The organism is Bacillus sp. X1(2014) (assembly GCF_007678255.1).
The window spans coordinates 226,919-253,345 of the sequence record NZ_VEED01000003.1; the positions used below are offsets into that span (position 1 = coordinate 226,919).

Here is a 26,427-nt window from a genome sequence, read left to right on the forward strand (position 1 = left end):
AGTTATAAAATGAATAAAATAGCATTCGTGTTTCCAGGACAAGGGTCACAAACGGTCGGAATGGGAAAAGAATTGGCAGATAAACACTCTGAGGTTATGGATTATTTTAGAAGAGCCGATGAAAAGCTAAATATTCCACTGAGTAATCTAATTTTTGAAGGACCGAAGGAAGAATTGACTGTTACCTTCAATACACAGCCTGCCCTATTAACAACAAGTATTGCTATTTTAAATTACTTCCAAAAATTTGGAGTAAAGGCTGATTACGTAGCTGGTCACAGCTTAGGGGAATATACGGCGTTAGTTGCTGCCGGCACACTTTCTTTTGAAGAAGGAGTTTATGCCGTCAGAAAACGCGGCGAATTTATGGAGAATGCAGTCCCAAATGGAGAAGGGTCAATGGCTGCCATCCTAGGGCTTGACCGAGATAGTCTTATTGCAGTAACAAATGAGGTAAGTGAATCTGGTAATCCCGTTTCACTCGCAAACCTAAATTGCCCTGGCCAAATCGTCATTTCTGGTTCTAGAAAAGGGGTCGAGTTGGCAAGTGTAAAAGCAAAAGAAGCAGGAGCAAAAAGGGCTCTTCCTCTAGAAGTTAGCGGCCCATTCCATTCCACTTTAATGAAGCCTGCTGCAGACCAGTTGCGTGAAGTTCTGGATGGTATTGAAATGAAGGATGCCGAAGTCCCAATCATTGCAAATGTAACTGCAGAACCGATTAAGTCAGCATCTGAAATGAAGGATAAATTAATTGAGCAGCTATATTCCCCTGTATTATGGGAAGATTCCGTTCGCAAAATGATCGAGTTAGGTGTCGATACTTTCATTGAAATTGGTCCTGGAAAAGTTCTTTCAGGTTTAATCAAAAAAATTGATAAAACAGTTACCACTTTCTCTGTCTCGGATGAGGAAAGTGCACAATCTGTTATTGATGCATTAAAGGAGGAGAAATTATGAATCTTGAAGGTAAAGCAGCCCTTGTAACAGGTGCATCAAGAGGAATAGGCAGAGAAATTGCTCTTGAACTTGCGAGGCAAGGAGCAAATGTAGCCGTAAATTATTCAGGCAGTGAAGCAAAAGCAAATGAAGTTGTGGATGAAATAAAGGCTCTTGGCAGAGAGGCATTCGCAGTAAAATGTGATGTATCAAACGCTGAAGAAGTTGCTGAAATGGTTAAAGGAACAATAGACAATTTTGGAAAACTTGATATTCTAGTCAATAATGCAGGAATTACAAAAGATAATTTGTTGATGAGAATGAAAGAAGAAGAATGGGATGATGTTATTAATATCAACCTTAAAGGTGTATTCCTTTGTACTAAGGCGGTAACAAGACAAATGATGAAACAACGGGTTGGACGCATCATTAATATCGCATCAGTAGTTGGTGTAAGTGGAAATCCAGGTCAGGCAAACTATGTGGCTGCAAAAGCAGGCGTCATCGGCTTAACTAAAACAACAGCTAAAGAGCTTGCTTCCCGGAATATTACAGTTAATGCGATTGCCCCAGGCTTTATTACCACTGATATGACAGATAAATTACCCGAAGAAGTTACGGCAGAACTGTTAAAACAAATTCCTTTAGCAAGATTAGGAGAACCAAAAGATATCGCTAAAATAACAGCATTCATAGCTTCTGACGATTCCGCCTATATCACAGGGCAAACCCTTAACGTAAACGGTGGAATGGTGATGTAACGAAAAGCGGAAGCGGCTGTTCAAAAAGTTCAAAAATGCAAATAGTAATAAAAACCTAGTGTATTATTTTGTTGAAATACTCTATAATAGCTTGAGGGGAGGTGAACAGGCATGGCAGAGGTATTAGAACGTGTAACAAAAATCATCGTTGACCGCTTAGGTGTAGATGAATCTCAAGTTAAACTTGAAGCTTCATTTAAAGATGATCTTGGTGCTGATTCCCTTGACGTAGTTGAACTAGTTATGGAATTAGAAGATGAGTTCGATATGGAAATTTCTGACGATGATGCTGAAAAAATTAGCACAGTTGGTGACGCTGTTAATTACATACAAAGCACAAAGTAATCGTTAGATTTATTCACAAAAGCTCCGTTTTCAAACGGAGCTTTATTCTGTAAAATAGAACTTGGCTTCCAACAGTGATGCCAAGTTTCTTTGCGTTTTACGAAAATCTTTTTTAAACTAGAATGTAGAAGTGTGTAAATTATTTGATGCAAGGTGGAGAAGTTTTATATGCGCAAGAACAATAATGAAAAAGAGTTGAATAATCGCGCAAAAGAAAATCTTTTTAAAGATTTTCAACATACGATTGGTATTTCGATGGAGAACGAAAAATTATTAAAACAAGCATTTACTCATTCATCCTATGTGAATGAGCATCGCAGAAAGCCTTTCGAAGACAATGAGAGACTTGAGTTTTTAGGGGATGCGGTTCTAGAATTAACTGTTTCACAATTCCTTTACAAAAAATATCCAACGATGACAGAGGGCGAGTTGACAAAACTTCGAGCAGCCATTGTTTGCGAGCCGTCTCTTGTATCTTTTGCCAATGAATTACATTTTGGAAAATTAGTTTTGTTAGGTAAAGGAGAAGAGATGACAGGTGGAAGAGAACGTCCAGCTTTATTAGCAGATGTTTTTGAAGCATTCATCGGGGCCCTTTATTTAGACCAAGGAATTGAAACAGTAATTAGTTTTCTTGAGAAAGTAGTCTTCCCTAAAATAAATGCTGGTGCTTTTTCTCATGTGATGGATTTTAAAAGTCAATTACAAGAACTCATTCAGCGAGATGGTACAGGGACAATTGAATATCGTGTACTTCAAGAAATAGGACCTGCCCACAACAAAGAATTTGTTTCAAAAGTTTCCTTGAATGGTAAGGAATTAGGTGTAGGAACCGGAAAATCAAAGAAGGAAGCCGAACAACATGCCGCCCAAATGGCTTTAGACATATTAAAGGCTAAAACAACTTAGAATGACAAAATGTTTGCAGGGAGTCCGACTTGCATGCATAGGGAGGATTAAGAAATGTTTCTAAAACGGTTGGACATTATTGGCTTTAAGTCCTTCGCTGATCGTATAGGTGTTGATTTTGTTCCAGGCGTAACGGCAGTGGTAGGTCCCAATGGCAGTGGAAAAAGTAATATAACTGATGCCATCCGTTGGGTTTTAGGGGAACAATCAGCTAAATCACTAAGAGGCAGTAAAATGGAGGATATTATTTTTGGCGGAAGCGACACAAGGAAGCCTCTGAATTTTGCTGAAGTGACACTAACCTTAGATAACCAAGACCAAGGCTTGTCCCTTGATTATAACGAGGTAAGTGTGACGAGAAGAGTAACACGATCGGGTGAGAGTGAATTCTTAATAAATAAACAGCAATGCCGTCTTAAAGATATTATTGATTTATTCATGGATTCTGGGCTGGGACGAGAAGCATTTTCGATTATCAGCCAAGGAAAAGTGGAAGAAATTTTAAATAGTAAAGCAGAAGAACGACGAACGATATTTGATGAAGCTGCTGGGGTTCTAAAGTATAAACAGCGTAAGAAAAAAGCGGAAGTGAAATTGTTTGAGACTCAGGACAATTTAAACCGTGTAAATGATATACTTCACGAACTCGAAAGCCAAGTTGAGCCATTAAAAATACAGGCATCAATGGCCAAGGATTTTCTGGAGAAAAAAGAGGAACTTGAAAAGTTTGAAGTTTCCTTAACCGTTTATGAAATCGAGGATCTCCATCAAAAATGGGAAGACCTTTCAAAACAGTTAAAAGTACACCAAGAGGATGAACTCAAAATCTCATCTGAACTACAAGTAAAGGAAGCTAAAATTGTTGAAAAAAGAGATCAGATAGCTGCATTCGATGAGTCAATTACTGATCTGCAAAATGTTCTTCTTCATGCAACAGAGGAACTAGAGAAACTTGAGGGGCGAAAAGAAGTCTTAAAAGAGCGTAAGAAAAATACCTCCCAAAATAAAGAACAGCTTCAAACGAACATCACCGAATTAACTGATAAAATTAGCCAGTTAAAAAGGAATCGGGACAGTTTTTCTAAAGCGGTTGAGGACCTTGGAAAGCAAGTAAATCTATTACAAGTCCAATTAAAAGAAAAACAGGCAAAGCTGCAGTTATTTAATGAAAATATTGAAGAAAAAATTGAGAACTTAAAAAGTGAATATATTGAAATACTTAATGATCAAGCTGGCGCAAAAAATGAATTGAAATACATTGATCAGCAGCTTGAACAGCAGGAAAGAAAAAGTTCCCGGCTAGACGTTGAAAATGACAAGTTTATTGAAGAGCGGCAAATCGCGAAAGGTAAGAAATCAAAAATCCAATCCTCATTAAACGAAATACAACAAAAAATAGAGGACCAAGTCGGTGCTTTTAGAGAAAAGCAGCGAAAGCTTGAAACATCGAAAAACAATTATCAAAAACAGGAAAAGACTTTATACCAGGCATATCAAATTCTTCAGCAGGCACAGTCAAGAAAAGATATGCTCGAAGAAATGGAAGAAGATTACTCAGGCTTCTTTCAAGGTGTCAAAGAGGTTCTTAAAGCACGGGGGAAAACCCTTAAGGGAATTGAAGGGGCTGTAGCGGAACTTGTTACCGTTCCAAAAGAGTATGAAACTGCATTGGAAACTGCTTTTGGCGGGGCACTGCAGCATATTGTGGTGGATAATGAACAAAATGCACGATCAGCTATTCAATATTTGAAACAAAATTCTTTTGGCAGGGCTACATTCTTACCTTTAAGTGTCATCAAGGGGCGAGCATTGTCTTCAGTCCAATTATCTTCAATTCAAAATCATCCATCCTTTATTGGTACAGCCGTCAGTCTTGTGAAATTTGATCCAAAATTTGCGGAGGTTATGAGCAGCCTTCTTGGAAATGTGGTTATAACGAGAGACTTAAAAGGTGCCAATGAATTAGCAAAAATTCTTCAATACCGCTGCCGGATGGTTACACTTGATGGAGATATCGTCAATCCTGGCGGTTCAATGACAGGTGGGGCGGTTAAGCAAAAAAACTCTTCTTTATTAACTCGTAAAGGGGAACTTGAGGAATTAAAGGAAAAGTTAATTGTGATGGAAGAAAAAACAATCCAGTTAGAGAATCTTGTAAAGTCATTAAAAACAGAGGTTCAAGATTTAGAGACTTTGCTGGATGAAATGCGAAAAAATGGCGAAGATTTGAGATTAAAGGAACTAACCTTAAAGGGAGACCTTCGCCAAGCAGAGCTTGAAGAAAAAAATATTAATGAACGATTAGCTATTTATGACCTTGAAAAAGGGCAATTTTCTGATGAGAAAACAACCCTTACCAATAGAAAAAATGAATTATCTGCATCAATGGATAACTACAAAACTTCTCTAGCAGAATTAGATGCTCAAATAGCGAAACTTTCGGAACAAAAGTCGATTGATCTGAATTCAAAAGAAGCACTTTCGAATGAAATAAATGATTTAAAAGTTGCTTTTGCCTCCAAGAATGAGCAGTATATGAGTACACAAGAACGTTTAACACAATTACAAGCGGATTTAGATGAGAGTGAACAAAGGCTTTCTCTGTATAGCGAAGACTTCAATCTGTTATCTTCGGAAATGACAAACAGTTCATCCGGGGAGGAACAGTTAGAAACAGCTGCAATTAGAAAACAACAGGATAAAGATGCCGCGCTGCAGTTAATTTCTGCACGAAGAGAAGAACGCTTAACCTTAAAGACGACATTAGAAGATTTAGAATTGGAAGTAAAAGAATTAAAACGACTTCAGCGTGGGCTGATTGTTGTTTTAAAAGACGAGGAAGTAAAAATTAACCGTTTGGATGTGGATCTTGAAAACCGTTTTGCCCGCTTAAGGGAAGAATATCTTTTATCGTTTGAAGGTGCTAAGGAGCAATATCCATTAACCATACCGCTAGAAGAGGCTAGAAAGAAGGTCAAGCTCATCAAACTGGCCATAGAGGAACTTGGAAATGTGAACATCGGAGCGATTGATGAATATGATCGTGTCTCTGAACGATATGAGTTTCTCAATGAACAAAAGACAGATCTCCAAGAGGCCAAAGAAACTCTTTACATGGTAATTGAGGAAATGGATGAGGAAATGAAAAAACGCTTTGAACAAACCTTTAATGGTATTCGAGAGCATTTTGAGCCAGTATTCAGGTCACTCTTTGGCGGTGGCAGAGCAGACTTGGTACTTACAATACCAGGAGATTTATTAAACACAGGTGTCGAAATTGTTGCACAGCCTCCGGGGAAAAAACTGCAAAATTTAGGCTTATTATCAGGTGGAGAACGCGCATTAACAGCTATTGCACTCCTCTTTTCAATTTTAAAAGTTCGGCCTGTTCCATTCTGTATTCTTGATGAGGTTGAAGCTGCCTTGGATGAAGCGAATGTCCAGCGCTTTAGCCAATACCTAAAACGATATAGTAAGGAGACACAATTTATTGTGATTACTCACCGCAAAGGAACGATGGAGGAAGCGGATGTACTATATGGGGTCACCATGCAAGAATCAGGCGTCTCAAAGCTTGTATCTGTTCGTCTCGAGGATACCAAAGAGCTTGTTGAAACTTAATAAATGTCTTTGTTAAAAGTCGTAGTTGATTGGAGCGGAAAGCGAAGCGCCTGAAGCTAAAATCAACAACTAAGTTTAACATAACAAAATTAATAGGAAGTGATAAAATGAGTTTTTTTAAAAAGTTAAAAGAAAAAATCACCAAATCAACCGATACAGTTACAGAGAAATTTAAGGAAGGCCTTACAAAGACAAGAAATAATTTTTCAGGAAAAGTAAATGATCTAGTCGCAAGATACCGCAAAGTAGATGAAGACTTTTTCGAAGAGTTAGAGGAAATCATGATCCAAGCCGATGTCGGTTTTGATACCGTAATGAAATTAATAGAAGAGTTGAAAATGGAGGTCAAACGCCAGAACATCCAAGACCCACAGGAAGTTCAAAGCGTAATTTCCGAGAAACTGGTTGATATCTATAATGCTGGTGAAGAGCAATCCTCCAAATTAAACATTCAAGAGAATGGTCTAACTGTTATCTTATTTGTAGGGGTTAATGGTGTTGGGAAAACCACCACAATTGGTAAATTAGGTTACAAATTTAAAAATGAAGGAAAGAAAGTACTATTGGCGGCAGGTGATACCTTCCGTGCGGGTGCGATTGAACAACTGGAAGTTTGGGGAGATAGAGTTGGTGTTGACGTCATCAAGCAAGCAGAAGGTTCAGATCCTGCAGCAGTTATGTATGATGCCATTCAGGCAGCAAAGTCTCGGAAATCCGATATTTTGTTATGTGACACCGCTGGGCGTTTGCAAAACAAAATAAACCTTATGAAAGAATTAGAGAAGGTTAAGCGTGTCATCGAAAAAGAAGTTCCTGGAGCGCCGCATGAAGTAATCCTAGTTTTAGATGCAACAACGGGTCAAAACGCGTTAATCCAGGCAAAAACATTTAAAGAAGTGACAAATGTAAGTGGGATCGTTCTTTCAAAATTGGACGGAACAGCCAAAGGTGGAATCGTTCTTGCGATTCGCAATGAATTAAAAATTCCTGTTAAATTTGTTGGTCTGGGAGAAAAAATGGATGATCTTCAGGAATTTGATGCAGAGAAATATGTATATGGATTATTTGCGAATGAAATTGAACAAACCGAATAAGTGATGTAAAGGGATTATCTTGACAGATAATGTCTGACCCTGTAAACTACTTATGTAAAGGCTTTTCACTTAACATACGTGTTGGAGGGGATTGGCATGCTTGAAAAGACAACACGAATGAATTATCTTTATGATTTTTATCATTCGTTGTTAACACCAAAGCAGCAAAGCTATATGTCTCTCTATTATTTAGATGATTTCTCATTAGGAGAAATAGCCGAAGAGTATGATGTCAGTCGACAAGCCGTTTATGATAACATTAAGCGGACCGAGACAATGCTCGAGGAGTATGAAGAAAAGCTGCTGTTATTTCATAAATTTCAAGAGCGTAGTAAACTTTTAAGAAATGTGAAAGATTTGCTTAACGAGGACGACCCTTCAAAGCAGGCATTGCTAGAAGCTGTTGCCGAGTTGGAGAATTTAGATTAGGAGGCGGCATGAATGGCATTTGAAGGATTAGCCGACCGACTGCAGAATACAATTCAGAAAATCCGCGGTAAAGGGAAAGTCTCCGAAGCGGATGTTAAAGAAATGATGCGGGAAGTGCGTCTCGCTTTACTAGAAGCAGACGTAAACTTTAAGGTAGTTAAAGATTTTGTGAAAAAAGTCAGTGAACGTGCCGTTGGGCAGGAAGTACTGAAAAGCTTAACACCAGGACAGCAAATTATTAAAATCGTTAATGAAGAATTAACGGAATTAATGGGTGGAGAACAAAGCAAAATCGCTGCATCAAATCGTCCCCCTACTGTCATTATGATGGTCGGCTTACAGGGTGCTGGTAAAACGACAACTTCGGGCAAACTTGCTAATTTACTTCGCAAAAAGTATAACCGCAAGCCATTGCTTGTTGCGGCTGATATTTACCGACCTGCTGCCATTAAACAACTTGAAACCCTTGGTAAACAATTGGACATGCCCGTTTTCTCACTCGGAGATCAAGTAAGCCCCGTAGAGATTGCTAGGCAGGCTATTGCAAAAGCAAAAGAAGAGCACAATGATTATGTACTCATTGATACGGCTGGTCGACTTCATGTGGATGAAGCATTAATGGGTGAGTTAAAAGACATTAAAGAATTGACAAAACCTGATGAAATCTTCTTAGTAGTTGATGCTATGACAGGTCAAGACGCAGTCAATGTTGCTCAAAGCTTTAATGAACAACTCGGTCTAACTGGTGTTGTATTAACCAAGTTGGACGGTGATACAAGGGGCGGAGCTGCGCTATCGATACGCGCTGTTACGCAAACACCGATTAAATTTGTCGGTTTAGGTGAGAAGTTAGACGCTCTTGAACCGTTTCACCCTGAACGGATGGCATCAAGGATCCTGGGTATGGGTGACGTGCTTACATTGATTGAAAAAGCACAGGCTAATGTAGATGAAGAAAAAGCCAAAGAGTTGGAACAAAAAATGCGGACAGCTTCTTTTACGCTCGAAGACTTTTTGGATCAGCTTGGTCAAGTCCGTAATTTAGGACCGCTTGACGAATTATTAAAGATGATGCCTGGTGCAAACAAAATCAAAGGGTTAAATAATCTGCAAATTGATGAAAAACAAATTGCCCATGTAGAAGCAATCATCCGTTCAATGACGAAGGCTGAAAAAAATAATCCTGAGATCTTGAACGCGAAACGGAAAAACCGGATTGCTAAGGGCAGCGGTCGTTCTGTAACAGAAGTAAACCGTTTGTTGAAGCAGTTTGAAGATATGAAAAAAATGATGAAACAAATGACTGGAATGCAGCAAAAAGGCAAGAAAAAAGGTGGATTTAAGTTCCCTTTTAATCCATTCTAACCTGTTTTATTTTTGAAAAAATTGGTAATACTGTATGTAAAGAAAAAACACTTTACAAACTATAAAAGAATTGATAATATACTATCTTGTGTGAAACTATTCGGAGGTGCTTTTTTAAAATGGCAGTAAAAATTCGTTTAAAACGTATGGGAGCTAACAAAACTCCTTTCTATCGTATCGTAGTAGCAGATTCTCGTTCACCACGTGATGGACGTTACATCGAGGTTGTTGGAACTTATAATCCAGTTGCACAGCCAGCAAAAGTTGAGATCAACGAAGAACTAGCTCTTAAATGGTTACAAGACGGTGCAAAACCATCTGATACAGTTCGTAACCTTTTCTCTAACCAAGGCATCATGGAAAAATTCCATAATGCAAAATTAAGTAAGTAAAACGGTCGACGATGAAACAATTAATCGAAACGATTGTTAAGCCCCTTGTAGATTTTCCAGAAGACGTCCATGTGGATGTTAAGGAAGACGACACCCGGATTACTTATCAGCTGTCTGTGAATAAAACAGATATGGGGAAAGTGATTGGTAAACAAGGGCGTGTTGCAAAGGCCATTAGAACTGTTGTATATGCAGCAGGATCATCACAACAAAAGAAAATTTTTCTAGAAATTGGTGAATAGCTTTTTGCACCTAGATGAAAGGGAGGAATTAATTCCTCCCTTTTTTGCTATAAGAAAAGCTCCAGCCCCTAGGCGGTGGAGCTAGACAGAGAAGGGCAGAACTTTTAGGGAGGCATTTTCTTTGCAAATCATTCAAACTGTTGTGGTTAAACAAATTCTAACGGAAGATAGTAAGAAAAAATTATTCGATCAATATGAGTCTAAAAAACTGCAGCTTCAGCGGGAAAATAGTCAGCTTCAATTTGAGTTGAAGCGGATGGAAAAAACAAAGAATTTTTCACCTGGTGCATTGAAGAATCATTTTGAAAAAGAAATCAATAAACGTTTGGAAAAAGAAAAGCTTCTTGAGTTTCAAATCGAACAATTACATATGCTACCTTTAGGCAGTGAATTAAAGGAAAAGGAAGTCCAGGCGCTTATTGAGGTAAAAGTAGGCGATTCGTGGAATGAACGTCGAGGACAGTCCGAAATCATCATTAAAGACGGTATAATAGAGGAAATCAGAGAAGGTGAATAAAGAAATGGAAAAATGGTTTAATGTAGGGAAAATTGTTAACACACAGGGCATTAAGGGGGAAGTCCGGGTTATATCAAAAACCGATTTCCCTGAAAAACGCTATAAGGCTGGAAATGTATTATATTTGTTTATGCCAGGTTCAAGTTCGCCGATTGAATTAACAGTCAAAAGCCACCGAACCCATAAAAATTTTGAATTACTTACATTTGAAGGATTCAACAATATCAATGAGGTAGAAAAGTTTAGAGACGGTATTTTGAAAGTACCTGAATCACAACTAGGCACTCTTGAGAAAGATGAATTTTATTACCATGAGATTATTGGGTGTCTTGTTGCGACAACAAAAGGGGAAGAACTTGGAAAAATTTCTGAAATTCTATCTCCAGGCGCGAATGACGTATGGGTGGTCAAAGGCAAAGGCGGCAAAGAATTACTGATTCCGTACATCCATGATGTAGTTAAGAAAGTAGATGTGAAAGAAAAAGTCGTCCTTATCGAACCGATGGAAGGGCTGCTTTCATGATGCAGATTGATATCCTTACCCTATTCCCGGAAATGTTTTCTGGGGTATTTGGTCAATCAATTTTGAATAAAGCGGCTGAAAAATCTGCAGTAAACTATACTGTGATAAATTTTCGTGAGTATGCAGATAACAAACATTCTACTGTTGATGATTATCCCTATGGCGGCGGTGCAGGAATGGTATTAAAACCGCAGCCGATCTTTGATGCCGTTTCAGCACTAAGGGAAAAGGCTAAAAGTAAGAATCCAAGGGTGATTCTTCTTTGCCCCCAAGGTGAACGCTACGAACAGCGAAAAGCTGAGGAATTGTCAAAAGAAGAGCATTTAATTTTTATTTGCGGTCATTATGAGGGATACGATGAACGGATAAGGGAACATGTGGTAACAGATGAAATTTCGATTGGTGATTATGTCCTGACTGGTGGTGAACTTGGTGCAATGGTGGTAGTTGATAGTGTAGTCCGCCTACTGCCAGAAGTGTTAGGTAATCAGGAATCACATATGAAAGACTCCTTCAGTACGGGACTGCTAGAACATCCTCACTACACAAGACCGGCTGACTTCCGTGGCATGAAGGTACCTGAAGTTCTAATATCAGGGAATCATAAGTTAATAGAAGAATGGCGCAATAAAGAAGCATTACGTAGAACACTTGTAAGACGCCCAGACCTTTTCGAGAAAATTGAATTAACAGATGAGCAGGAAAAATGGCTTAAAGAAATAAAAAAAGAATACAAGTAGTATTGCACGTGCCTAGTAATTATGGTATGATACTACTTGTGACTTGAGCTGATACCTATCAGAGTGTAGTCTTATAACGATGTTCCGCTGCAATGGATTTAGAAGTTTGATGTGCATGAGCGTCTGTTGGAAGGAGTTGAAAACGATGCAAAAATTGATTGAAGAAATCACAAAAGAACAACTTCGTACTGATCTTCCTGCTTTCCGTCCTGGTGACACTGTACGTGTACACGTTAAAGTTGTCGAGGGTACTCGTGAGCGTATTCAGTTATTTGAAGGTGTTGTGATTAAGCGTCGTGGTGGTGGAATTAGCGAAACTTTTACAGTTCGTAAAATTTCTTACGGAGTAGGCGTTGAGCGTACTTTCCCAGTACACACACCAAAAATTGCGAAGCTAGAAGTACTTCGTCGCGGTAAAGTTCGCCGTGCTAAGCTTTACTACTTGCGTAACCTTCGCGGTAAAAAAGCAAGAATTAAAGAGATTCGATAATAAAAAAGAAGAAGAGCTTGCTCGGAAGCAGGCTCTTTTTTATGTATATTGATTACCCATTATAGCTTGTTTTTTAACAAATTATTAAAGTTTGATTAAAAAATATGATCCCATCGTGTTAAATTTGTTGAAGTTATGTAAAATAAGCTTTATAAAACTTTTTTTACAGAGATTGGCGGGGATTGTTATGACAAAAAAGAAAAATGAACTGTGGGAATGGACAAAAGCCCTTTTGATTGCCGTTATCTTAGCTGCGGTCATTCGTTACTTTTTATTTGCTCCGATTGTTGTCGATGGGTTATCGATGATGCCGACATTGAAGGACCAGGATCGGATGATAGTAAATAAATTTAGTTACAATATTGGTGAGCCAAAGCGATTTGATATCATTGTCTTTCATGCTCCAGAGCAAAAGGATTACATAAAGCGCGTAATTGGACTGCCCGGCGACACCATTGAGTATAAAGATGATACATTATATGTTAATGGAAAAGCGTATAAAGAACCATATTTGGATAAGTATAAAAAAGAAGTACAAGATGGACCATTAACAGATGCATTCACTTTGGAAGAAAAAATAGGTCGAAAAACAGTTCCAGAAGGTGAATTGTTTGTGATGGGCGACAATCGTCGTTTCAGTAAAGATAGTCGTCACATTGGGACCGTTCCATATAGTAAAATAATCGGTAAGACAAGCTTTGTTTACTGGCCTTTAAATGATGCACATATCGTAACAGTGAAATAAAATTTACTATCCAGCGAAAGCGCCTAGCCCCTCGAGGTCAAAAGCCAATCCGACATGAAGGTTAAAAAGCAACCTTCCTGCCAGCTTGGCTTTTGCTTGTCGGGGCTGGTAATGGCGCTTTCGCTTTAAAGGGAGGTGGCCAACAATGACGATCCAATGGTTTCCTGGCCATATGGCAAAGGCTCGCAGAGAGGTCACAGAAAAGTTAAAGTTAGTTGATATTATATTTGAATTGGTGGATGCGAGGATTCCCTACTCTTCGAGAAATCCAATGATTGATGAAATCATTCAACATAAGCCTAGGCTTGTCTTGTTAAATAAAGCAGACATGGCTGATCGAGAAGCAACAAAGGAATGGATTCACTTCTTTGCCGAAAAAGGAATTAAAGCACTAGCAATTAATTCTCAGGCTGGAGAAGGTATGAGGGAAATTGCGCAAGCTTCACAAGAAATATTAAAAGAAAAATTTGATCGTCTTAGAGCAAGAGGGGTTACAAATCCACGGGCGATCCGTGCAATGATAGTCGGAATTCCCAATGCAGGTAAATCAACTTTGATTAATCGGTTAGCGAAGAAAAATATCGCTAAAACTGGTAATACTCCAGGTGTTACGAAAGCCCAGCAATGGATTAAAGTAGGAAAGGAAATGGAACTTCTCGACACGCCAGGAATATTATGGCCAAAGTTTGAGGACCAAGAAGTTGGCAAAAAACTAGCGGTTACAGGGGCAATCAAAGATACATTACTGAACCTCCAAGACCTCACAGTTTATGTCCTTAGGTTTTTAGAACGGGAATATCCAGAGCGCTTAAAGGAGCGTTACAGTCTTGAAACTCTACCTGAGGATGTGGTAGAGATGTTTGATAATATAGGTGTACTGCGCGGATGCCTGGCGGCTGGAGGCATTGTTGATTATGATAAGGTATCTGAATTAGTCATCAAGGAAATTAGATCCGAGAAATTTGGCCGGATTACGTTTGAACGACCTGATGATATAATTTCTGAATAAAGAATTAGTTTTTACTCTCCGGCCGGAGAGTCTTTTTTATGTATTTTTCCCAGTATTTATCGAAGGCTATTTTGCCTTTTTTCTTGTAATATTATTGTATAGAAAGTAAAGGAGCGTCCTAAATGAAATATCGTTCTGCATTTGATATTATTGGTCCTGTCATGATTGGACCATCAAGCTCACATACAGCAGGCGCAGCACGAATTGGCCGCGTAGCAAGGACTTTATTCGGTCAGCTGCCAAAGAAAGCAGTCATCTCATTGTATGGTTCGTTTGCAAAAACCTATAAAGGACACGGAACAGACTTTGCCATAGTAGCTGGACTGTTAGATTTAGATACATTTGATGACCGAATGCCAAAATCTTTGGAAATTGCAAAAGAATTGGGTTTAGAGGTGACCTTTCGTACTGAAGAGGCAGTAACAGATCACCCAAATACCGTGAAAATAAATTTGTACCATGAAGATAACCAACTCGAATTAGTTGGAATTTCAATTGGCGGTGGAACGATTGAGATTACTGAAATAAATTCATTCCCATTGAAACTTTCAGGGGAACACCCTGCAATTTTAGTTATTCATCAAGACCGTTTTGGTATCATTTCAGCCGTAACAAGTGTGTTATCAAAATATGAAATTAACATTGGCCATATGGAAGTTTCGCGATTAGAAAAAGGAGAAATGGCATTAATGGTTATTGAAGTCGACCAGAAGATTGATGACAAGGTCATAGTGGAATTACAGGATCTTTCAAATGTATCACAAATCATTCGCATGGCTGATTAGATAAACTTATTTGACATCAGGAGGTGCTCAAATGTTTCGAAATGTAACCGAACTTGTTCAACTTGCAGAAAGCCATCAGGTTAAAATTGCAGAAATCATGATTCGTCAAGAAATCGAGGTTTCTGGTCTTTCTAGAGAAGAAATTCTAGATAAAATGGATAGGAACCTAGTGGTAATGGAACAAGCAGTGGAAAGAGGTTTAAAGGGAGTACACTCCCATACAGGTCTAACTGGCGGCGACGCAGTGTTGCTTCAAAACTATATTAAAAGTGGCAAAGCCCTAGGGGGAACAATTTTGTTAGATGCCGTTAGTAAAGCAGTGGCAACTAATGAAGTAAACGCAGCAATGGGTGTTATTTGTGCTACACCAACAGCTGGTTCAGCAGGTGTAGTACCAGGAACATTATTTGCGGTAAAAGAAAAATTAAATCCAACTCGACAAGAAATGATTGAATTTTTATTTACGGCAGCTGCTTTCGGTTTCGTTGTCGCTAATAATGCCTCTATTTCTGGCGCAGCGGGTGGATGCCAAGCTGAAGTAGGTTCAGCGAGTGGAATGGCTGCAGCAGCGATTGTTGAATTAGCTGGTGGGTCGCCTCAGCAGGCAGCCGAGGCGATGGCAATTACTTTGAAAAATATGCTTGGATTAGTATGTGATCCAGTTGCTGGTTTAGTTGAGGTTCCTTGTGTAAAACGGAATGCTATGGGCGCATCTAATGCGATAACGGCTGCAGATATGGCGTTGGCGGGTATTACAAGTAGAATCCCTTGTGACGAAGTCATTCATGCTATGTTTTTAATCGGCCAATCCATGCCGTCTGCTTTAAGAGAAACAGCCGAGGGTGGACTTGCAGCGACTCCTACAGGAAAAAGATTGGAACAAGAAATTTTTGGCAAGGACAAACCATTTAAATTAAAAGACTTAGTATTATCCTAATAAGTGTGAATAACACCCAATGCTAAAGAAAATTGGGTGTTATTTTGTTTGTTAAAAGAAATGATAATGTATCAAAATAGCGGGTGATAGAATGAAACAATTAACAATCGCAGAAATTGAACAACGATTAGAAAATATAGTGATCGAATCTGATCCGTTCTTATTGGACCTTTTTCGAGATGAGCGGAAAGGTGTCCAACAATTGGTACATAGATGGAAAAAGAAATATGCTGAGAAACAACAGCTAAAAGAAAAGTTTGAGGAAATGAATGTTTATGAACATAATTGGCGCTTAAAAGGATTTGAAATGATTGCGGGTGTTGACGAAGTCGGAAGAGGACCGCTTGCTGGTCCAGTAGTTGCGGCAGCTGTCATTTTGCCAAATGACTTTTTTCTTGCGGGTATTGACGACTCTAAAAAGTTGTCTGAAAAAAAACGTTTAGAATACGATTCAATCATTAGAAAAGAAGCCATTGCCTTTAGCATTTCAATGATTCATGCTCAGGAAATTGATGAAATGAATATTTATCAAGCGACAAAAAAGGCAATGAATACTGCCATTGCATCTTTAGACCCAAAACCAGACTTTTTACTTATTGATGCAATGAAACTTGATATTCCCTTCCCCTCTGAATCTATTATTAAGGGTGATGCAAAAAGTATTTCAATCGCTGCTGCATCGATTGTAGCAAAAGTAGCAAGAGATACACTGATGAAGGAAATTTCACAAACCTATCCAGTCTATGGATTTCAGCAAAACATGGGATATGGAACCAAGGAGCACATCGAGGCTATCAAACAACATGGGATAACATCCTATCACAGAAAGACCTTCGCACCAGTCAAAGATTTTATTTAAATAATGACTGTGTTAATGGTTACAATTAATTTTGGCACCCTGTTGATTGGTGCGGAAGGCACGAAGACTCCTGCGGGAGTACGGGACAGGGGAGACCCCGCAGGAGCAAAGCGACGAGGAGGCTCCCCGGCACGCCCGCGGAAAGCGAAGTGCCTGGAGCGCCAATCAACAGACTAGTTGAAACACTATAAACTATATAATAATTGGTGAATTATTAAAGAAAGCAGAAAAGAGGCTATTGAAAGTTTTTCGACAGCCTGACAGGCAAACCCTGTTTTTATTATTATATTAGAAAACAAATTATTCCAAATGAGGCGCAAACTTCCTGTGTAAAATCTAGAAAAAATAATTGACAATTTAGAATATATTTAAGCAGTATATAATTTTTTAGCATAATGGTAGACAAGGTATGTATCATTATATAAAATGAAAACGGAGTCAGTTTTTAGAAGAGTTTGAATAGGAGGATGGGAAATGAATATCCATGAGTATCAAGGGAAAGAGATCCTCAGAAAATACGGGGTTGCGGTTCCAAATGGAAAAGTAGCGTTCACTGTAGAAGAAGCAGTGGAAGCAGCAAAAGAATTAGGTACACAGGTTTGTGTAGTAAAAGCACAAATCCATGCTGGCGGACGGGGTAAAGCCGGCGGTGTTAAAGTAGCAAAAAACCTTGATGAGGTTCGTACATATGCAAGCGAAATCCTCGGAAAAACTTTAGTAACACACCAAACAGGTCCAGAAGGTAAAGAAGTGAAACGCCTGCTTATTGAAGAAGGCTGTGATATCAAAAAAGAATACTATGTTGGACTAGTATTAGACCGTGCGACATCTCGAGTTGTTTTAATGGCTTCAGAAGAGGGCGGTACGGAAATTGAAGAGGTTGCTGAAAAGACTCCAGAGAAAATTTTCAAAGAAGAAATTGATCCGGTTGTAGGCTTACAGCCTTATCAAGCACGTCGCATTGCATTCAATATTAATATTCCAAAAGAATTAATTAATCAAGCTGTTAAATTTATGACAGCGCTATACAATGCATATATCGAAAAAGATTGCTCAATCGCAGAAATTAACCCACTTGTTGTTACAGGTGATGGTAAAGTAATGGCTCTTGATGCAAAATTAAACTTTGACTCAAATGCTCTATATCGTCAAAAAGACGTTCTTGAGTATCGTGACCTTGAAGAAGAGGATGCAAAGGAAATCGAAGCCTCTAAATACGACTTAAGCTATGTTGCTTTAGACGGAAACATTGGTTGTATGGTTAACGGTGCAGGTCTTGCCATGTCAACGATGGATATTATTAAACATTACGGCGGGGACCCTGCTAACTTCCTTGATGTTGGGGGCGGCGCAACTGCTGAGAAGGTTACAGAAGCATTTAAAATTATCCTTTCTGATCCAAACGTAAAAGGTATTTTCGTTAATATCTTTGGTGGAATCATGAAGTGTGATGTTATTGCTGAGGGTGTAGTAGAAGCAGCTAAGCAGGTTGGACTAAGTGTTCCGCTTGTTGTTCGCTTAGAGGGAACAAATGTTGATTTAGGTAAGAAAATCCTTGCTGAGTCAACTGTAGAAATTATTGCTGCTGAATCCATGGCTGATGGCGCACAAAAAATCGTTTCATTAGTGAAATAGGATCAAAGAAAGGGGAATTAACGTGAGCGTTTTTATTAATAAAGATACAAAAGTTATTGTTCAAGGGATTACTGGTTCAACAGCCCTTTTTCATACAAAACAGATGCTTGAATATGGAACCCAAATTGTTGGTGGGACATCTCCAGGTAAAGGCGGAATGGAAGTAGAAGGCGTTCCTGTCTTTAATACTGTTAAAGATGCAGTTGTCGCAACAGGCGCTACAGCTTCTGTTATTTATGTACCTGCACCATTTGCAGCCGATGCGATTATCGAAGCTGTCGATGCTGAGTTGGATCTTGCCATTTGTATCACTGAACATATTCCAGTTTTAGATATGGTAAAAGTGAAACGTTATATGGAAGGTAAAAAGACCCGCTTAGTTGGTCCAAACTGCCCAGGTGTTATTACTGCTGATGAATGTAAAATCGGAATCATGCCTGGTTACATTCATACTAAAGGACATGTCGGCGTCGTATCCCGTTCAGGAACATTAACATACGAGGCTGTTCATCAATTAACTCAAGCTGGGATTGGTCAAACAACTGCTGTTGGTATTGGTGGCGACCCTGTTAATGGGACAAACTTTATCGATGTTTTAAAAGCTTTTAATGAAGATCCTGAAACATACGCTGTGATCATGATTGGTGAAATCGGCGGTACAGCTGAAGAAGAAGCAGCTGAATGGGTGAAAGCGAATATGACAAAACCTGTTGTCGGCTTCATTGGTGGACGTACAGCTCCTCCAGGGAAACGTATGGGACATGCAGGTGCGATTATCTCTGGTGGTAAAGGTACAGCAGATGAAAAGATCCGTGTCATGAACGAATGCGGAATTAAAGTTGCTGATACACCATCTGTTATGGGTGAAACTTTAATTGAAGTATTAAAAGAACAAGGATTATATGAAAAGTGTAAAACACACTAATATTTACTGCTAGTCTTTAACAAATAGTCCCTCATAATTGAGGGGCTATTTGTCTAATATTATTTTTATAAGGAGGCAATTATTAAAAATGGACGACTTTAAAGAGAAACTGATTTCTTTGTTACATTATCCAGATATCTCCTGGAGCGCTGTTTTCCAAATGCTAAAAAAAGACCCAACCCTGAAAAACGTCTACAATTCCCAAATTCAATTTCCACACCAGACTAGTTTATTTCCACCTAGTTCCTCAAGTAACTCTTCAGAAAAATCTTCTAGCATTACACCAAATCCCGACATCATTCGTGACCAAATCCGCCAATACGAAACCAATGATATTACCATCATCACAATTTTGGATAAAGAATATCCCCCATTGTTAAAAGAAATTTATCAACCACCATGGGCATTGTTTGCCAAGGGCGATCTCTCCCTGCTCGAAAAAGACCCCAAACTTGCCGTAGTTGGTTCTCGTCAGGCTACCCAATATGGAAAAAATGCCATTCGAATGATTTTTCCAGGTTTAATAGATCAAGGGGTAGTAATAGTAAGTGGTTTAGCAAGGGGAATTGACGCACTTGCCCATGAAAATGCGATAAAAAATGGTGGAAATACCATTGCCGTGATTGCTGGTGGGTTTTATCATATATATCCCAAAGAAAATTTGAACTTAGCTTTAGAAATGATGAAAAATCAACTTGTTCTTTCTGAGTATCCGCCCGATACAAAGCCGCTAAGATGGCATTTTCCATCGAGAAATCGAATCATTAGTGGTTTGTCTAAGGGAACCCTTATTATAGAAGCAAAGCGAAAAAGCGGTTCCCTAATTACAGCCAATTTTGCCGTCAATGAGGGAAGAGATGTATTTTCCTTACCCGGAAGCATTTTTAACCCCTATTCAATTGGTGCAAATGAGTTAATTCAACAAGGGGCAAAGCTGGTAACAGATGCGGAGGATATATTAGTTGAAATTAGATAAAACTCTAGGTTAACAATAAATTTTTAAGAAAAATTGTTTATTTTTAAAGGTTTTTATGAATAAATGGAGAAATTAGCTTAAAAAGGTTGCAATAATTTCTAATTTGTTATACATTTTCCAACAGATGTTCGAAAAAAAGAATATTTGCACATGGAATAAATAATTATGTAAAAAACATATAAAAGAAAAACTTTGGGATAGGGCAGTTTTGTAAAGTATTTTCTCCGGTCAATTTAGGTAAAACTGGTATGTAGGAAAGCTTCTCAAAAGAAAAGCACCTTAGAAACAGAAATTTTGCCAGATTCGGGGCGCTTCTACACTTTCCCTCTTAAGGAGGATATTTAAATGGCAGATTTTCTTGTAATCGTTGAATCGCCGGCAAAAGCGAAAACGATTGAACGATATTTAGGAAATAAATATAAAGTAAAAGCATCAATGGGACATATCCGCGATTTGCCACGGAGCCAAATGGGGGTTAATGTAGAAAATAGCTATGAACCAAAATATATTACGATTCGTGGAAAAGGTCCTGTTTTAAAAGAACTAAAAACAGCAGCTAAAAAAGCGAAAAAAATCTATCTCGCAGCTGACCCGGATCGTGAAGGGGAAGCAATTGCATGGCATTTAGCCCATAGTTTATCAGTAGACATTAGTTCTGATTGTCGAGTCGTTTTTAATGAAATAACAAAAGATGCGATTAAAGAGTCATTTAAGCATCCACGTCCAATTAATATGGATTTGGTGGATGCCCAGCAGGCACGTAGAATTCTCGACAGGCTTGTAGGATATAATATCAGTCCTCTTCTCTGGAAAAAGGTGAAGAAAGGGTTAAGTGCAGGCCGAGTTCAATCTGTTGCTGTCCGTCTAATTATCGACCGGGAAAATGAAATCAAGGCCTTTGTTCCCGAAGAATATTGGACCATCGATGGCGAGTTTTTAAAAGGAAAAGACCATTTTAGTGCTCAATATTTTTCATTAGCGGGCAAAGAAAAATTTGAACTTAAATCAGAACAAGATGTCCAAAGCATCCTAAGCCAAATGGATGACAATAAGTTTAAAGTCATGTCAGTTACAAAAAAGGAACGAAAAAGAAACCCTGCACCTCCTTTTATTACTTCATCGTTGCAACAAGAGGCAGCAAGAAAACTAAATTTTCGAGCTAAGAAAACGATGATGCTTGCACAGCAGTTATATGAAGGAATTGAGCTTGGAAAAGAAGGAACGGTTGGTCTGATTACATATATGAGAACGGATTCAACACGGATCTCAGAAGTCGCACAAACCGAGGCTGCCAATTACATCCGCTCAGAGTATGGAGAAGATTATTTAAAAAATGAGCAAAGAAAAGAGAAGAAACAATCCAATGCTCAAGATGCACATGAAGCGATTCGACCGACAAGCACTTTGAGAGACCCAAATAGCTTAAAATCATTCTTATCAAGAGACCAATTACGCTTATATAAATTAATCTGGGAACGGTTTTTAGCGAGCCAAATGGCACAAGCTGTGATGGATACAATGAGCGTGGACTTGCAAAATGGGAATGTTCTATTCCGAGCTAATGGTTCAAAAATCAAGTTTCCTGGATTTATGAAACTTTATGTTGAGGGCTCTGATGACAATGTAGATGAAAAAGATAAAATGCTTCCAGACCTAGAAGTTGGAGATGAAGTGTTTAAAAAGGATATCGAGCCGAAGCAGCACTTCACCCAGCCTCCGCCAAGGTATACGGAGGCAAGACTGGTTAAGACATTGGAAGAACTGGGAATCGGCCGTCCGTCGACATATGCACCAACCCTCGACACTATTCAAAAGCGTGGCTATGTTGCACTCGATAATAAAAGATTTGTACCTACCGAGCTTGGTGAAATCATCGATGAGTTAATTTTAGAGTTTTTCCCGGATATTCTAGATGTCGAATTTACAGCAAAAATGGAACAGGGATTGGATAATATCGAAGATGGAAAGGTCCCTTGGGTCAATATTATCGATGAGTTTTATCAAGATTTTGAAATTCATTTAAAAAAAGCTGAAGAAGAAATGCAATCTGTTGAAATCAAAGACGAGCCGGCTGGGGAAGATTGTGAGAATTGTGGTAATCCAATGGTCTTTAAAATGGGACGATATGGGAAATTTATGGCTTGCAGTAATTTTCCTGATTGCCGGAATACAAAACCAATTGTCAAAGAAATCGGAGTAACTTGCCCGAATTGTAAAGAAGGACAAATCATTGAGCGTAAAAGCAAGAAAAAGAGATTATTTTATGGATGCACCCAATACCCTGAATGTGAATTTATCTCCTGGGATAAACCACTGCCAAGGGAATGCCCTAAATGTGAAGGCATGCTGGTTGAAAAGAAATTAAAAAAAGGCGTGCAAGTTCAATGTGTTAGTTGTGATTACAAAGAGGAACCGCAAAACTAATGGGGAGAGTGGACAAAGTCCACTCTTTTCATTTTGCTAAAATCATAATTAAAAATATTTCCAAGTTGCTTAAAACTTTTTTCTTTTTCATTCGTATAGTACAATGCAAGTTGGACTTAATTGTGGGAAAGGTAATGATAGGTATGTGAACTTTTCCACATTTACATAAACCAAGGTTAATATTAGGAGGATAATAAATGAACGTTGGAACGATTAATGTAATCGGGGCTGGCCTTGCAGGAAGCGAAGCAGCATGGCAAATTGCAAAACGCGGGGGTAAAGTAAGACTATATGAGATGAGACCAGTGAGGCAAACTCCTGCGCACCATACTGATAAATTTGCAGAATTAGTCTGCAGTAATTCTTTACGTGCAAATACATTAACAAATGCAGTTGGCGTATTAAAAGAAGAAATGAGAAAGCTTGATTCCGTCATCATCGCAGCTGCAGATGCTTGTTCTGTACCTGCCGGGGGTGCGCTAGCAGTCGACCGCCATGAATTTGCAGCAAAAGTAACTGAAATGGTAAAAAATCATGAAAATGTGACGGTAGTAAATGAGGAAGTAACGGAAATTCCTGAGGGTATAACAGTTATTGCCACAGGACCGCTAACAAGTCCGGATCTTTCTGAAAAACTTAAGGGGCTGACAGGCGAGGAATATCTATATTTTTACGATGCCGCTGCACCAATACTTGAAAAAGATAGTATTGATATGGAAAAAGTTTATTTAAAATCCCGTTACGATAAAGGGGAAGCAGCTTACTTGAATTGTCCAATGTCCGAAGAAGAATTTAACCGTTTTTATGAGGCGCTAATCTCTGCTGAAACAGTTCCTGTAAAAGAATTTGAAAAGGAAGTTTTTTTTGAAGGGTGTATGCCTATTGAAGTAATGGCCTCTCGAGGAAAGAAAACGATGTTATTTGGTCCGTTAAAACCAGTAGGATTAGAAGATCCCAAAACAGGAAAAAGACCTTTTGCAGTAGTACAGCTTCGTCAAGATGATGCGGCAGGAACACTTTTTAATATTGTCGGTTTTCAGACACATTTAAAGTGGGGCGCACAAAAGGAAGTCATTCAATTAATTCCTGGATTAGAAAATGCGGAAATAATCCGTTATGGTGTGATGCATCGTAATACGTTTATTAATTCTCCAAAGGTCTTAAAAGCGACTTATCAATTCCGCAGCCGGGAAGATTTATTTTTTGCTGGTCAAATGACAGGGGTAGAAGGATATGTTGAGTCGGCTGCAAGCGGATTAATTGCAGGAATAAATGCCGCACGGTTAAGCCAAGGTTTGGATCCACTTGAATTTCCAGCTGAAACAGCGATCGGAAGCATGGCACATTATATTACGACAACCAACGCAAAGAATTTCCAGCCAATGAATGCAAACTTTGGTTTATTTCCCGAACTGCCGGTAAGAATTAAAGGAAAGCAAGAGCGTAATTTACAGCATGCAAATAGAGCGCTGGAAACAATTCAGAACTTTGTGAAAGTTTTGTAAAGTTTATTGCAAGGGAATTAGAAGTATGTTACGATTTAGTAGCCCTTGCGAGGAAAATATTATGACAAATGTGAATATTTTCTTAAAGTTAATTATAGAGTATTTACAAATTGAAATTTCACATGTTACATAATTATCTGTGCGAAAATGTAATCGAAATCACTCCAAAAGGAGGTTCATCTTTATGAACCAATTTCATGCGACAACGATATTTGCAATCCATCATAATGGTGAATATTCAATGTCAGGTGATGGACAAGTGACATTTGGTAATGCGGTAGTGATGAAACACACAGCAAGAAAAGTTAGAAAGATATTTAATGGAAAAGTACTTGCTGGTTTTGCCGGTTCTGTTGCAGATGCATTTACCCTTTTTGAACTATTTGAGGGAAAATTAGAAGAATTTAACGGAAACCTTCAAAGAGCTGCGGTAGAGCTTGCCAAAGAATGGAGAAGCGATAAAGTGCTCAGAAAGCTTGAAGCAATGCTCATTGTTATGAATCGTGAATATTTACTGCTTGTATCAGGAACTGGAGAAGTAATCGAACCTGATGATGGAATTCTTGCAATTGGCTCAGGTGGTAACTATGCGTTATCCGCAGGTCGTGCGCTAAAGAAATATTCAGGAGACCACTTATCTGCAAAGGAAATAGCGAAAGCTTCTTTAGAAATAGCAGCGGAAATATGTGTGTACACGAACCATAACATTATTGTGGAAGAGCTATAACGGAAGGAGACGTATATTATGGGAAGAACCACTAATTTAACCCCTCGTCAAATAGTTGAAAAACTTGATCAATATATCATTGGACAAAAGGATGCTAAGAAAGCAGTGGCTGTTGCCCTTAGGAATCGATTCAGAAGAGGATTGTTAAATGAAAAACTTAGGGATGAAATTATCCCTAAAAATATATTGATGATCGGGCCAACTGGTGTCGGAAAAACGGAAATTGCCAGAAGAATTGCTAAAATTGTAGGTGCTCCTTTTATCAAAGTGGAAGCTACCAAGTTTACTGAAGTGGGCTATGTCGGGCGAGATGTTGAATCCATGGTGAGGGATCTTGCTGAAACCTCTGTACGTTTAGTGAAAGAGGAACGAATGCAAAGTGTGAAGGAACGGGCTGAAGAGAATGCAAACAGTCGACTTGTCGATTTATTAGTTCCGTCCGCTAAAAAGGCAAATAACTTTAAAAATCCTCTAGAGATGCTTTTTGGCGGCGGCAATCCGTCATCTGAAACAGAAACTCAGCAAGAAGATTATTCGATCACAGAAAAACGGAAAATTGTCAAAGAAAAATTAGCACTAGGGCAGCTTGAGGAAGAAATCGTTACAGTCGAAGTAGAAGAGCAAACACCATCAATGTTTGATATGCTTCAAGGCTCAGGGATTGAACAAATGGGGATGAATATGCAAGATGCCCTAAGCAGCTTTATGCCTAAGAAACGCAAAAAGCGCAAATTGACTGTTCGTGAAGCTAGAAAGGTGTTAACCAGTGAAGAAGCTTCTAAGCTGATTGACATGGATGAAGTATCTTCAGAAGCAATCTACCGAGCTGAACAAAATGGAATCATTTTTATTGATGAGATTGATAAAATTGCTAGTAAGAACTCTGGAGGTTCTTCAGCGGATGTATCAAGAGAAGGTGTCCAACGTGACATTTTACCTGTTGTTGAAGGTTCAACAGTGGTAACAAAATATGGGTCAGTGAAAACGGATCATGTTTTATTTATTGCAGCCGGCGCGTTTCACATGGCCAAACCTTCAGATCTAATTCCGGAACTTCAAGGGCGCTTCCCGATTCGTGTAGAATTAACGAAGTTGACTGTTGAAGATTTTTTCAGGATCTTAATCGAACCGGATAATGCATTAATTAAGCAATATCAAGCATTATTGGAAACTGAAGGTATACAAATTGAATTTTCTGACGATGCTATTCGTAGAATTGCTGAAGTTGCATATGAAGTGAATCAAAATACAGACAATATTGGTGCAAGACGTCTTCATACCATACTAGAAAAGCTTTTAGAAGATTTATCTTTTGAGGCACCAGATATTTCTATGGAGAAGGTTACCATTACACCACAGTATGTAGATGATAAACTCGGTGCTATTTCGAAAAACAAGGATTTAAGTCAGTTTATCCTATAAAAGTGAATATCTGCTTTTTAAATTATGAAAGCAGTGTTCATTTATTAAATACCTAAAATGTAAAAATTATGCTTCATTAAAATTTAATAATGGTTGTAGTTACTTAGGAGGAAG

At 38.6% G+C, this 26,427-nt stretch carries 27 protein-coding genes; all 27 read left to right on the forward strand.

The window, feature by feature from the left end; genetic code table 11:
- Nucleotides 1-9: 9 nt before the first annotated feature.
- Nucleotides 10-957, forward strand: a complete 948-nt coding sequence (gene fabD, locus FS608_RS08640; protein WP_144548985.1) for an ACP S-malonyltransferase — start codon at nt 10-12, stop codon at nt 955-957.
- Nucleotides 954-1,697 carry a 3-oxoacyl-[acyl-carrier-protein] reductase gene (gene fabG / locus FS608_RS08645; RefSeq protein ID WP_144548987.1) on the forward strand — a complete coding sequence of 248 codons (744 nt, stop codon included), beginning with the start codon at nt 954-956 and terminating at the stop codon, nt 1,695-1,697. The genes fabD and fabG overlap by 4 nt, the downstream gene beginning before the upstream one ends.
- A gap of 111 nt (nt 1,698-1,808) precedes the next feature.
- Complete coding sequence (acpP, locus tag FS608_RS08650; RefSeq protein WP_026566432.1) at nt 1,809-2,042, forward strand: acyl carrier protein; 234 nt, start codon at nt 1,809-1,811, stop codon at nt 2,040-2,042.
- 168 nt (nt 2,043-2,210) lie between these two features.
- The gene (rnc, locus tag FS608_RS08655; RefSeq protein WP_144548989.1) at nt 2,211-2,951 is read left to right on the forward strand and encodes a ribonuclease III; all 741 of its coding nucleotides are present in this window, start codon (nt 2,211-2,213) and stop codon (nt 2,949-2,951) included.
- 54 nt (nt 2,952-3,005) lie between these two features.
- Nucleotides 3,006-6,572, forward strand: coding sequence for a chromosome segregation protein SMC (gene smc / locus FS608_RS08660; RefSeq protein ID WP_144548991.1), 3,567 nt, complete (start codon nt 3,006-3,008; stop codon nt 6,570-6,572).
- Between the two features lie 107 nt (nt 6,573-6,679).
- Nucleotides 6,680-7,666 (forward strand): signal recognition particle-docking protein FtsY, encoded by a 987-nt coding sequence (ftsY, locus tag FS608_RS08665; protein ID WP_144548993.1) that lies wholly within the window; start codon nt 6,680-6,682, stop codon nt 7,664-7,666.
- A 96-nt stretch (nt 7,667-7,762) separates the two neighbouring features.
- Complete coding sequence (locus tag FS608_RS08670) at nt 7,763-8,095, forward strand: putative DNA-binding protein (RefSeq protein WP_144548995.1); 333 nt, start codon at nt 7,763-7,765, stop codon at nt 8,093-8,095.
- Between the two features lie 12 nt (nt 8,096-8,107).
- The gene (ffh, locus tag FS608_RS08675) at nt 8,108-9,460 is read left to right on the forward strand and encodes a signal recognition particle protein (protein ID WP_144548998.1); all 1,353 of its coding nucleotides are present in this window, start codon (nt 8,108-8,110) and stop codon (nt 9,458-9,460) included.
- Nucleotides 9,461-9,579: 119 nt separating this feature from the next.
- Entirely contained in the window at nt 9,580-9,852 is a 273-nt protein-coding gene (gene rpsP / locus FS608_RS08680) for a 30S ribosomal protein S16 (RefSeq protein ID WP_144549000.1), read from the forward strand.
- Nucleotides 9,853-9,863: 11 nt separating this feature from the next.
- On the forward strand, nt 9,864-10,094 hold the full coding sequence (locus FS608_RS08685; protein ID WP_144549002.1) for a KH domain-containing protein: 231 nt from the start codon (nt 9,864-9,866) through the stop codon (nt 10,092-10,094).
- Between the two features lie 121 nt (nt 10,095-10,215).
- On the forward strand, nt 10,216-10,611 hold the full coding sequence (locus FS608_RS08690; RefSeq protein WP_144549004.1) for a YlqD family protein: 396 nt from the start codon (nt 10,216-10,218) through the stop codon (nt 10,609-10,611).
- Nucleotides 10,612-10,615: 4 nt separating this feature from the next.
- Nucleotides 10,616-11,134 (forward strand): ribosome maturation factor RimM, encoded by a 519-nt coding sequence (gene rimM / locus FS608_RS08695; protein WP_144549006.1) that lies wholly within the window; start codon nt 10,616-10,618, stop codon nt 11,132-11,134.
- Complete coding sequence (gene trmD / locus FS608_RS08700) at nt 11,131-11,874, forward strand: tRNA (guanosine(37)-N1)-methyltransferase TrmD (protein WP_144549009.1); 744 nt, start codon at nt 11,131-11,133, stop codon at nt 11,872-11,874. Before rimM ends, trmD begins: the two co-directional genes overlap by 4 nt.
- Nucleotides 11,875-12,019: 145 nt before the next feature.
- Complete coding sequence (gene rplS, locus FS608_RS08705) at nt 12,020-12,364, forward strand: 50S ribosomal protein L19 (protein WP_026566443.1); 345 nt, start codon at nt 12,020-12,022, stop codon at nt 12,362-12,364.
- Between the two features lie 187 nt (nt 12,365-12,551).
- Complete coding sequence (lepB, locus tag FS608_RS08710; RefSeq protein ID WP_144549011.1) at nt 12,552-13,109, forward strand: signal peptidase I; 558 nt, start codon at nt 12,552-12,554, stop codon at nt 13,107-13,109.
- A gap of 145 nt (nt 13,110-13,254) precedes the next feature.
- Complete coding sequence (gene ylqF, locus FS608_RS08715; RefSeq protein ID WP_144549013.1) at nt 13,255-14,118, forward strand: ribosome biogenesis GTPase YlqF; 864 nt, start codon at nt 13,255-13,257, stop codon at nt 14,116-14,118.
- Nucleotides 14,119-14,240: 122 nt separating this feature from the next.
- The gene (sdaAB, locus tag FS608_RS08720) at nt 14,241-14,903 is read left to right on the forward strand and encodes an L-serine ammonia-lyase, iron-sulfur-dependent subunit beta (RefSeq protein WP_144549015.1); all 663 of its coding nucleotides are present in this window, start codon (nt 14,241-14,243) and stop codon (nt 14,901-14,903) included.
- A gap of 31 nt (nt 14,904-14,934) precedes the next feature.
- Nucleotides 14,935-15,840 carry an L-serine ammonia-lyase, iron-sulfur-dependent, subunit alpha gene (gene sdaAA / locus FS608_RS08725; RefSeq protein ID WP_144549018.1) on the forward strand — a complete coding sequence of 302 codons (906 nt, stop codon included), beginning with the start codon at nt 14,935-14,937 and terminating at the stop codon, nt 15,838-15,840.
- 91 nt (nt 15,841-15,931) lie between these two features.
- On the forward strand, nt 15,932-16,699 hold the full coding sequence (locus FS608_RS08730) for a ribonuclease HII (RefSeq protein WP_144549020.1): 768 nt from the start codon (nt 15,932-15,934) through the stop codon (nt 16,697-16,699).
- A 3-nt stretch (nt 16,700-16,702) separates the two neighbouring features.
- On the forward strand, nt 16,703-16,876 hold the full coding sequence (locus FS608_RS30140) for a hypothetical protein (RefSeq protein ID WP_186328655.1): 174 nt from the start codon (nt 16,703-16,705) through the stop codon (nt 16,874-16,876).
- Between the two features lie 297 nt (nt 16,877-17,173).
- Nucleotides 17,174-18,334, forward strand: coding sequence for an ADP-forming succinate--CoA ligase subunit beta (gene sucC, locus FS608_RS08735; protein ID WP_144549022.1), 1,161 nt, complete (start codon nt 17,174-17,176; stop codon nt 18,332-18,334).
- Between the two features lie 22 nt (nt 18,335-18,356).
- Complete coding sequence (sucD, locus tag FS608_RS08740; protein WP_098571679.1) at nt 18,357-19,259, forward strand: succinate--CoA ligase subunit alpha; 903 nt, start codon at nt 18,357-18,359, stop codon at nt 19,257-19,259.
- Nucleotides 19,260-19,347: 88 nt separating this feature from the next.
- Complete coding sequence (gene dprA, locus FS608_RS08745; protein WP_144549024.1) at nt 19,348-20,235, forward strand: DNA-processing protein DprA; 888 nt, start codon at nt 19,348-19,350, stop codon at nt 20,233-20,235.
- A gap of 345 nt (nt 20,236-20,580) precedes the next feature.
- Entirely contained in the window at nt 20,581-22,659 is a 2,079-nt protein-coding gene (gene topA / locus FS608_RS08750) for a type I DNA topoisomerase (protein ID WP_144549026.1), read from the forward strand.
- Between the two features lie 197 nt (nt 22,660-22,856).
- Nucleotides 22,857-24,164 carry an FADH(2)-oxidizing methylenetetrahydrofolate--tRNA-(uracil(54)-C(5))-methyltransferase TrmFO gene (gene trmFO / locus FS608_RS08755; RefSeq protein WP_144549028.1) on the forward strand — a complete coding sequence of 436 codons (1,308 nt, stop codon included), beginning with the start codon at nt 22,857-22,859 and terminating at the stop codon, nt 24,162-24,164.
- 184 nt (nt 24,165-24,348) lie between these two features.
- Nucleotides 24,349-24,891: an ATP-dependent protease subunit HslV gene (hslV, locus tag FS608_RS08760; protein ID WP_088086376.1), complete on the forward strand. Its 543-nt coding sequence runs from the start codon at nt 24,349-24,351 to the stop codon at nt 24,889-24,891.
- 18 nt (nt 24,892-24,909) lie between these two features.
- Nucleotides 24,910-26,313, forward strand: a complete 1,404-nt coding sequence (gene hslU, locus FS608_RS08765) for an ATP-dependent protease ATPase subunit HslU (protein WP_144549030.1) — start codon at nt 24,910-24,912, stop codon at nt 26,311-26,313.
- The last annotated feature ends 114 nt before the right edge of the window (nt 26,314-26,427 follow it).

What these genes read in the sequence shown, in the direction of transcription:
- fabD (WP_144548985.1), top strand. Translation starts at nt 10, where the DNA reads ATGAATAAAATAGCATTCGTGTTTCCAGGACAAGGGTCACAAACGGTC.
- fabG (WP_144548987.1), top strand. Translation starts at nt 954, where the DNA reads ATGAATCTTGAAGGTAAAGCAGCCCTTGTAACAGGTGCATCAAGAGGA.
- acpP (WP_026566432.1), top strand. Translation starts at nt 1,809, where the DNA reads ATGGCAGAGGTATTAGAACGTGTAACAAAAATCATCGTTGACCGCTTA.
- rnc (WP_144548989.1), top strand. Translation starts at nt 2,211, where the DNA reads ATGCGCAAGAACAATAATGAAAAAGAGTTGAATAATCGCGCAAAAGAA.
- smc (WP_144548991.1), top strand. Translation starts at nt 3,006, where the DNA reads ATGTTTCTAAAACGGTTGGACATTATTGGCTTTAAGTCCTTCGCTGAT.
- ftsY (WP_144548993.1), top strand. Translation starts at nt 6,680, where the DNA reads ATGAGTTTTTTTAAAAAGTTAAAAGAAAAAATCACCAAATCAACCGAT.
- FS608_RS08670 (WP_144548995.1), top strand. Translation starts at nt 7,763, where the DNA reads ATGCTTGAAAAGACAACACGAATGAATTATCTTTATGATTTTTATCAT.
- ffh (WP_144548998.1), top strand. Translation starts at nt 8,108, where the DNA reads ATGGCATTTGAAGGATTAGCCGACCGACTGCAGAATACAATTCAGAAA.
- rpsP (WP_144549000.1), top strand. Translation starts at nt 9,580, where the DNA reads ATGGCAGTAAAAATTCGTTTAAAACGTATGGGAGCTAACAAAACTCCT.
- FS608_RS08685 (WP_144549002.1), top strand. Translation starts at nt 9,864, where the DNA reads ATGAAACAATTAATCGAAACGATTGTTAAGCCCCTTGTAGATTTTCCA.
- rimM (WP_144549006.1), top strand. Translation starts at nt 10,616, where the DNA reads ATGGAAAAATGGTTTAATGTAGGGAAAATTGTTAACACACAGGGCATT.
- trmD (WP_144549009.1), top strand. Translation starts at nt 11,131, where the DNA reads ATGATGCAGATTGATATCCTTACCCTATTCCCGGAAATGTTTTCTGGG.
- rplS (WP_026566443.1), top strand. Translation starts at nt 12,020, where the DNA reads ATGCAAAAATTGATTGAAGAAATCACAAAAGAACAACTTCGTACTGAT.
- lepB (WP_144549011.1), top strand. Translation starts at nt 12,552, where the DNA reads ATGACAAAAAAGAAAAATGAACTGTGGGAATGGACAAAAGCCCTTTTG.
- ylqF (WP_144549013.1), top strand. Translation starts at nt 13,255, where the DNA reads ATGACGATCCAATGGTTTCCTGGCCATATGGCAAAGGCTCGCAGAGAG.
- sdaAB (WP_144549015.1), top strand. Translation starts at nt 14,241, where the DNA reads ATGAAATATCGTTCTGCATTTGATATTATTGGTCCTGTCATGATTGGA.
- sdaAA (WP_144549018.1), top strand. Translation starts at nt 14,935, where the DNA reads ATGTTTCGAAATGTAACCGAACTTGTTCAACTTGCAGAAAGCCATCAG.
- FS608_RS08730 (WP_144549020.1), top strand. Translation starts at nt 15,932, where the DNA reads ATGAAACAATTAACAATCGCAGAAATTGAACAACGATTAGAAAATATA.
- FS608_RS30140 (WP_186328655.1), top strand. Translation starts at nt 16,703, where the DNA reads ATGACTGTGTTAATGGTTACAATTAATTTTGGCACCCTGTTGATTGGT.
- sucC (WP_144549022.1), top strand. Translation starts at nt 17,174, where the DNA reads ATGAATATCCATGAGTATCAAGGGAAAGAGATCCTCAGAAAATACGGG.
- dprA (WP_144549024.1), top strand. Translation starts at nt 19,348, where the DNA reads ATGGACGACTTTAAAGAGAAACTGATTTCTTTGTTACATTATCCAGAT.
- topA (WP_144549026.1), top strand. Translation starts at nt 20,581, where the DNA reads ATGGCAGATTTTCTTGTAATCGTTGAATCGCCGGCAAAAGCGAAAACG.
- trmFO (WP_144549028.1), top strand. Translation starts at nt 22,857, where the DNA reads ATGAACGTTGGAACGATTAATGTAATCGGGGCTGGCCTTGCAGGAAGC.
- hslV (WP_088086376.1), top strand. Translation starts at nt 24,349, where the DNA reads ATGAACCAATTTCATGCGACAACGATATTTGCAATCCATCATAATGGT.
- hslU (WP_144549030.1), top strand. Translation starts at nt 24,910, where the DNA reads ATGGGAAGAACCACTAATTTAACCCCTCGTCAAATAGTTGAAAAACTT.